Source organism: Noviherbaspirillum sp. (genome assembly GCF_035627455.1).
Lineage (GTDB): Bacteria > Pseudomonadota > Gammaproteobacteria > Burkholderiales > Burkholderiaceae_D > Noviherbaspirillum.
This window is the reverse complement of record NZ_DASPLS010000049.1, coordinates 1-6,790: the sequence shown is the minus strand read 5'-3', so window position 1 is coordinate 6,790 and position 6,790 is coordinate 1. Positions and strand designations below refer to the sequence as shown.

At 64.6% G+C, this 6,790-nt stretch carries 8 protein-coding genes; 7 read left to right on the top strand and 1 reads right to left on the bottom strand.

What is annotated here, in order from left to right; genetic code table 11:
* Positions 1-86: 86 nt before the first annotated feature.
* The 6 genes from VEC01_RS09165 (at position 87) to VEC01_RS09140 (ending at position 4,018) form a co-directional block, all read left to right on the top strand.
* Entirely contained in the window at positions 87-380 is a 294-nt protein-coding gene (locus tag VEC01_RS09165) for a hypothetical protein (protein WP_324900508.1), read from the top strand.
* A gap of 116 nt (positions 381-496) precedes the next feature.
* The gene (locus VEC01_RS09160) at positions 497-1,312 is read left to right on the top strand and encodes a TOBE domain-containing protein (protein ID WP_324900507.1); all 816 of its coding nucleotides are present in this window, start codon (positions 497-499) and stop codon (positions 1,310-1,312) included.
* Between the two features lie 13 nt (positions 1,313-1,325).
* A complete protein-coding gene (gene modA / locus VEC01_RS09155) occupies positions 1,326-2,069 on the top strand; it encodes a molybdate ABC transporter substrate-binding protein (protein WP_324900506.1) in 744 nt (247 codons plus the stop codon).
* A complete protein-coding gene (locus VEC01_RS09150) occupies positions 2,066-2,476 on the top strand; it encodes a TOBE domain-containing protein (protein WP_324900505.1) in 411 nt (136 codons plus the stop codon). Before modA ends, VEC01_RS09150 begins: the two co-directional genes overlap by 4 nt.
* On the top strand, positions 2,473-3,144 hold the full coding sequence (gene modB / locus VEC01_RS09145) for a molybdate ABC transporter permease subunit (protein WP_324900504.1): 672 nt from the start codon (positions 2,473-2,475) through the stop codon (positions 3,142-3,144). Before VEC01_RS09150 ends, modB begins: the two co-directional genes overlap by 4 nt.
* Before the next feature lies 1 nt (position 3,145).
* Positions 3,146-4,018, top strand: a complete 873-nt coding sequence (locus VEC01_RS09140; RefSeq protein ID WP_324900503.1) for an ABC transporter ATP-binding protein — start codon at positions 3,146-3,148, stop codon at positions 4,016-4,018.
* Positions 4,019-4,344: 326 nt separating this feature from the next.
* Here the strand turns inward: VEC01_RS09140 and hutC are convergent, their stop codons facing one another.
* Positions 4,345-5,085 (bottom strand): histidine utilization repressor, encoded by a 741-nt coding sequence (gene hutC / locus VEC01_RS09135; RefSeq protein ID WP_324900502.1) that lies wholly within the window; start codon positions 5,083-5,085, stop codon positions 4,345-4,347.
* 155 nt (positions 5,086-5,240) lie between these two features.
* Between hutC and hutU the strand changes: the two genes are divergently transcribed.
* Positions 5,241-6,790, top strand: a 1,550-nt coding sequence (hutU, locus tag VEC01_RS09130) for a urocanate hydratase (protein ID WP_324900501.1), incomplete at its 3' end; no start/stop codon positions are given.

Here is a 6,790-nt window from a genome sequence, read left to right as displayed (position 1 = left end):
TATGCTCCACCCGCGGACTAGGAATCTTCATATTGCAATAATCACAATTAATAGACAAGAAAACAATTGGTCACTAGGAGATGTTGATGTCTGATCGTGTCACGCAACTTGCCTTTGAAATCGCCGATGGTGCGGCGATGTGCGATATCGAAATCCTTTGCGCGCCGGTCGGCGGCGAGCCCTTGAGCCTGGAGGCCATGCGCACCTGCTGGTTCGACCTGAACCGGACCCGCGATCCGGACGACCTGCGCGCGGTGAAGACCTCCGCGGAATACCTGGATCGGCGCGGCCTGCTCAGGCGGCATCCGGTCCATGCGAACTGGGTACGGCCGCGCCATCCGGCGCCGCTGCCGCTGCCGAGCGACGAAATCGAAGCCTGATCCGGCACCGGCACAGCCCGGAGCCCTGCCCGACCGGCGGTAGTCCGTTCGACCTATGGCCGGCAACCGCGAAGCGTTATATCATCCGGTATATAACGCTCGCTCCCACTAGCTCCGTGACTTCCGACAACAAGATGCACATCGAAGGCCGCCTCTGGATTGCCAGGGAGGCAAGCAATGTCGCGGGCCATGGCCGCATCGACCTGTTGCAGCGCATCGCCGACACCGGCTCCATCAGCCAGGCGGCGAAAAGCATGGGCATGAGCTACAAGGCGGCGTGGGATGCGGTGGATGCGATGAACAACCTCGCCGGCGAGGCGCTGGTGGAACGCGCGACCGGCGGCAAGGGCGGCGGCGGAACGCGCCTGACCGCGCGCGGCCAGCGGCTGGTGGCGGCGTTCCGTCTGATCGAAGAGGAGCACCGGCGCTTCCTGCAGTCGCTCGGCGAGAACATCGAAGACTTTGCAGATACCTACCAATTGATGCGCCGGCTGAACATGAAAACCAGTGCCCGCAACCAGTTCTACGGCAAGGTCGCCGAAGTGCGCAGCGGCGCGGTCAACGATGAAATCGTGATCGAGCTGCAGGGCGGCGACCGCATCGTGTCCGTGATCACGCAGGAAAGCACACGGCATCTCGGCCTGCATCCGGGCGCCGAGGTGGTGGCGCTGATCAAGGCGCCCTGGGTCATCATCGTCGACGACGCGGCGGGCAGCATCAGGATGTCGGCGCAGAACCGGCTGTGCGGCACCATTGCGAAGCTCGCGCGCGGCGCCGTCAACGCGGAAGTCGTGGTGCAGCTCAAGGGCGGCACCACGGTGTGCGCGGTGATCAGCAACGACAGCATGGACGAGCTCGCACTGTCCGAAGGCAAGCAGGTGGCCGCGGTTTTCAATGCATCGCACGTGATCCTCGGCGTGCCTGCCTATTAACGGAGAATAAGGAATGAGGTTCTGGCTTGCCCCCCTGCTTTTCGCGCTGTGCGCGCTGGCCCGCGCCGACACGCTGACGGTCGCGGTCGCCGCCAACCTGCAGTACGCGTTCGACGACCTGCAGGCGGTATTCACGAAAGAAACCGGCCACGCCATCAAGCCGGTGTACAACTCCTCCGGCAAGTTTGCCGCGCAGATCATGAACGGCGCGCCGTTCGACCTGTTCCTGTCGGCCGACATGGAGTACCCGGAAAAGCTGCACAAGGAAGGCTTCGCGGCGGCACCGAAGGTGTACGCGTATGGCACGCTGGTGCTGTGGACGATGAAGGATATCGACCTGGCGAACTGGCAGGCGAGCCTGGCGGCGCCGGGCGTGGGCAAGATCGCGGCGGCCAACCCGAAGACGGCGCCGTACGGCCGCGAGACGCTGAAGGCGCTCGCGCATCTCCGGCTCGATGACGCGCTGAAGGCGAAGCTGGTGTTCGGCGAGAGCATTTCCCAGACCAACCAGTACATCCACTCGCGCTCGGCCGATGCCGGCTTCACCGCGAAATCCGTGGTGGTATCGCCGGAAATGAAGGGGCAGGGCAAATGGGTCGACCTGCCGAAGGATTCCTACCAGCCGATCGCGCAGGGCGTGGTGGTGCTGAAGCACGGCCGGCAACACAACGCGAAGCTGGCGCAGCAGTTCCACGATTTCGTGCTGTCGCCGACGGCGCGCGCGATCCTCGAACGCTACGGCTACCTGTTGCCATGAACCGCCTTCCCGGGACGATCAGCGCGGTCCAGGCGCACGGCAGCATTGCGCTGGTGGAAGTCGCGGTCGGCGCGCAGCGCTTCACCGCCACCCTGCTCGGCGCCGGCGACGAGGTACAGTCCTGGACACCAGGCCGCGCGGCGACGCTGCTGTTCAAGGAAACCGAAGTGTCGCTGGCAAAGAACCTGTCCGGCCTGATCAGCATGCGCAACCGCATCCCGTGCACGGTGACCGCGATCGAACGCGGCACGCTGCTGGCGAGGGTGGCGCTGGATTTCGACGGGCATGCGCTGGAATCGGTGATCACGACGCGCTCCTCGCATGCGCTCGCGCTGGAAGTCGGCGATGCCGTCGAAGGCCTGGTCAAGGCGAACGAGATGACGCTGGCGCCGGAGGGCCTTGCATGAATTACGACTGGCAGCCGCTGCTGCTCACCTTCCGGCTGGCGGCGATCACCACGCTGATCCTGTTCGTGATCGGCGTGCCGCTCGCCTACTGGATCGCGCATACCCGCACCCGTTTCAAGCCGGTGGTCGAGACGCTGGTGAGCATGCCGCTGGTGCTGCCGCCGTCGGTGCTCGGCTTTTACCTGCTGCTTGCGTTCAGCCCGCAGAACGCCTTCGGGCAATGGCTGGAGCAATGGTTCCAGGTGCGGCTGGTGTTCAGCTTCGCCGGGCTGGTCGTCGGCTCGGTGATCTTCAGCCTGCCGTTCATGGTGCATCCGATCCAGTCCGGGTTCCAGGCGCTGCCGCCGTCGCTGGTCGAGGCCTCGCGCACGCTCGGCAAATCCGACCTCGTGACGCTGTTCCGGGTGCTGCTGCCCAACATCAAGCCGGCGCTGCTGTCGGGCGCGGTGCTCAGCTTCGCGCACACGGTCGGTGAATTCGGCGTGATCCTGATGATAGGCGGGAACATCCCCGGCGTGACCAAGGTGGCATCCATCGCCATTTACGACGAAGTCGAAAGCCTCAACTATGCGGCGGCGAATTTCTATGCGCTGGTGCTGTTTGCGGTCAGCTTTGCGATCCTGCTGACGGTCTACGTGCTCAACAAGAACTGGCTGAAGGCGCGCTGACATGATTTCCTTCACCCTTGCCAAAACCTTGCAGAGCGCCACCGGGCGACTCGACCTGCAGGTCGCGGCCGACATCGAGGAAGGCAGTTTCGTCACGCTGTTCGGCGCGTCCGGCGCCGGCAAGACCACGATACTGCGCATGCTCGCCGGGCTGGCCGCGCCGGATGGAGGCAGCATCGTGGCCGGCGGCGACACCTGGTACGACGCGGCGCGGCGCGTGGATTTGCCGCCGCAGCAGCGCGCCACCGGTTTCGTGTTCCAGGATTACGCGCTGTTTCCGAACCTGAGCGTGCGCGACAACGTCGGCTACGCGACGCAGAAATCCGAGCGCGCCTGGGTCGATGAATTGCTGGAAATGACAGGCTTGTCCGAACTGCAGCATCGCCTTCCCGCCACCTTGTCGGGCGGCCAGAAGCAGCGGGTCGCGCTGGCCCGCGCGGTCGCCCGCAAGCCGAAGCTGCTGCTGCTGGACGAACCCCTGTCCGCGCTGGACACCGCGATGCGCGCGCAACTGCAGGACGACCTGCTGCGCCTGCACCGGCGGCTCGGCTTGACCACGCTGATGGTCACGCACGACCTCGGCGAGGTGTTCAAGCTGTCGCAGCGCGTGCTGAGGCTGGAGGACGGCCGCATTGCGCAGTCGGGCACGGCGGCGGAAGTCTTCCTGCAGCGCCGCTTCGCCGGCAAGCTGACCGTGCATGCGCAGGTGCTGGCGATCCGGCAGGAGGAAGTGGTGCAGGTGGTGTCGCTGCTGATCGGGCAGGACATCGTGGAAGTGATCGCCTCCGGGGATGAAACCGCCGGATTGCGCGAGGGCGACCCGGTGTCGGTGTCGGCGAAGGCGTTCAGTCCGCTGCTGTTCCGGCAGGGATAGTCGCATTTGAAGCGTAGCGCCACCGGAGTGGCGCGGCAATGTGATAGCTTGGGCCGGCTAAGCAGGGGGCAAGTGAAACCGGGCGTCTACCGTCCATTGAGCGCGCGGTGTGTTTCGCTTGCGCTCTACCTCGGCGGCCCCACCCTACTATTCAGGGATACACGCTGCTTGGCTCATACAGATAATTCTTGGCACATAGAGATTCGTAGGGTGGGTAGAGCGAGCGAAACCCACCATCCCCGTATCCGGAGCATACGGCGGGTTTCGTTTCGCTCCACCCCGCCGCCTCCCCACCCTACAATTCGTCAGGCGCATCAGGACCGCTATCAGAAGCTTCCCGCGAACTGGTACCGGCTCCCCGGATGCCACATCGTCACCACCGACGCGACCTGCCCCTTTGACAGCGTCCTGCGCTTGAGCACGAGGCAGGGCTCGCGCAGGGTGATGTGCAGCATCTCCGCGATTTCCTTCGGCGGACTCAATGCCTCGATGCTGTAGTTCACGCCCTGCAGCGGCGCCGTCGCCATCAGGTATTCATTCGGCGTGATCGCGGAAAAATCCTGTTGCATGTATTCCGGCGCAACTTCGGGATTGACCCAGCGGTCCTCCACCTGGATCGGAATGTCGCTCTCGAAATGCACCATCACCGAGTGAAACAGCGGCTGGCCGGTCTTCAGGCCGAACGCCTGCGCCATGTGCTCGGCCGCCTTGCCGCGTTCCAGCAGATGCAGCTCGCTGCGATGCACGTGGCCGCGCGCGCGGACTTCTTCCGCGATGCTCCTGATCTCGACCAGGGTCGACTGGTACTTGTGCTGCGCGACGTAGGTGCCGGAGCCCTGGATGCGCGTGAGGATCTGCTCGTCGGTCAGTTCGCGCACGGCGCGGTTGACCGTCATGCGCGAGACGCCGAATTGCCTTGCCAGCGCCTGCTCCGACGGAATCGCTTCGCCTTCCTTCCAGTTGCCGGCGTGAATCTCTGCCAGCAGGTAATTCTTGATGTGCTGAAAAGCAGGCACCCGCCCTGCCGGCTCTTCCATATCCGCCTTGTCGTCCCGACCCTCGTCCATGCGATCCCCTTGCTAAACCAAATCGATTTTATGGCAATAATTTGTATTGTCAATTGAAGACCCACTTGCATAAGTTGTCTATACAACTTAAGATGCCTCCATCCGCGCTCCCGCAGGGAAGCGCGCATCGCCATTCAAAGAAGGAAGGAGCCAGGATGAACACCATGACCGAAGCAGGCCGGCTCGGCAACGACCCGCGCTGGGACGAGACCCGCGTGATCCGCGCGCCGCGCGGCAGCGAAAAGAGCTGCAAGAGCTGGCTGACCGAAGCCGCGTACCGCATGCTCCAGAACAACCTCGACCCGGAAGTCGCGGAAAACCCGAAGCACCTGGTGGTGTACGGCGGCATCGGCCGCGCCGCGCGCAACTGGGAATGCTTCGACCGCATCCTCGAGTCGCTGCGCGCGCTGAACGACGACGAAACGCTGCTGGTGCAGTCCGGCAAGCCGGTCGGCGTGTTCAAGACGCACCCGGATGCGCCGCGCGTATTGATCGCCAATTCCAACCTGGTGCCGAAGTGGGGCAACTGGGAACACTTCAACGAACTCGACCGCAAGGGCCTGTTCATGTACGGCCAGATGACCGCCGGCAGCTGGATCTACATCGGCAGCCAGGGCATCGTGCAAGGCACCTATGAAACCTTCGGCGAAGCCGGCCGCCAGCACTACAACGGCGACTGGTCCGGCCGCTGGATCCTGACCGCCGGCCTGGGCGGCATGGGCGGCGCGCAGCCGCTGGCGGCGACGCTGGCCGGCGCGGTGTCGCTGAACATCGAATGCCAGCAGAGCAGCATCGACTTCCGCCTGCGCACCCGCTACCTCGACAAGCAGGCGAAGGACCTGGACGACGCGCTGGCGCTGGTGAAGCACCACTGCGAACGCAAGGAAGCGGTATCCATCGGCCTGCTCGGCAATGCGGCCGAAATCCTGCCGGAACTGGCCAGGCGCGCGAAGGCCGGCGGCATCAAGCCGGACCTGGTGACCGACCAGACCTCGGCGCACGACCTGGTCAACGGCTACCTTCCGGTCGGCTGGAGCGTCGCGCAATGGAAGGCGGCGCAGCAGGACCACAGCCAGCACGCGCAACTGACCGCGGCGGCAGCGCAGTCCTGCGCGCAGCATGTGCAGGCGATGCTCGATTTCCACGCGATGGGCATTCCGACGGTCGACTACGGCAACAACATCCGCCAGGTCGCATTCGATAGCGGCGTGAAGAATGCGTTCGACTTCCCCGGTTTCGTGCCGGCCTACATCCGCCCGCTGTTCTGCGAAGGCAAGGGCCCGTTCCGCTGGGTGGCGCTGTCCGGCGATCCGGAAGACATCTACAAGACCGATGCCAAGATCAAGGAGCTGTTCCCGGAAAACAAGCATGTGCACCACTGGCTGGACATGGCGCGCGACCGCATCGCGTTCCAGGGACTGCCGGCGCGCATCTGCTGGCTCGGCCTCGGCGAGCGCCATGTCGCCGGCCTCGCATTCAACGACATGGTGAAGAACGGCGAGCTGAAGGGCCCGATCGTCATCGGCCGCGACCATCTCGACACCGGCTCGGTCGCCAGCCCGAACCGCGAGACCGAGGGCATGAAGGACGGCACCGACGCCGTGTCCGACTGGCCGCTGCTCAATGCGCTGCTCAACACGTCCGGCGGCGCGACCTGGGTGTCGCTGCACCACGGCGGCGGCGTCGGCATGGGATACTCGCAGCA